Genomic DNA, 370 nt, shown 5'->3' on the forward strand with positions numbered 1-370 from the left:
TCGCCGCCTTACCCAAGGTAAGTAAAATTTCACCAGGCGCTGTTAAAAGCCGCTCTCATGGATCGCAACAAGAACAACGACCTCTTTGTTCTGATGGCGGCGCTCGCTGCGCTGGCGATCTACAACATTGCCTGCGGCATCAAGACAGGCGAGATCCGCGGCTGGAAGCACTGGATCGCCGTGGCCGACGATCCGACGCGCTTCTGGAACGTCTTGGTCGCCAATTCGATCGTCCTGGTAGCCTCGATAGCCTTGCTGTGGGTGATCAATTCCCGCAAGCCGGGATGATCTGAGGCGGCCACGTCGGTGCCTTACAGCGCCCTTGTGATGCCCCCATCCACACGGATGTTCTGCCCGGTGATGTAGGCCG

Annotated in this window: 1 protein-coding gene; it reads left to right on the top strand. The window is 58.9% G+C overall.

The genetic code is table 11. The annotated features are described in order from the left end of the window. The first annotated feature begins 57 nt into the window (after positions 1–57). Positions 58–288 (top strand): hypothetical protein, encoded by a 231-nt coding sequence (locus EN861_RS34480; RefSeq protein WP_127228142.1) that lies wholly within the window; start codon positions 58–60, stop codon positions 286–288. Positions 289–370: the final 82 nt, after the last annotated feature.

This window comes from Mesorhizobium sp. M8A.F.Ca.ET.218.01.1.1, from assembly GCF_004791165.1.
Classification (GTDB): Bacteria; Pseudomonadota; Alphaproteobacteria; order Rhizobiales; family Rhizobiaceae; genus Mesorhizobium.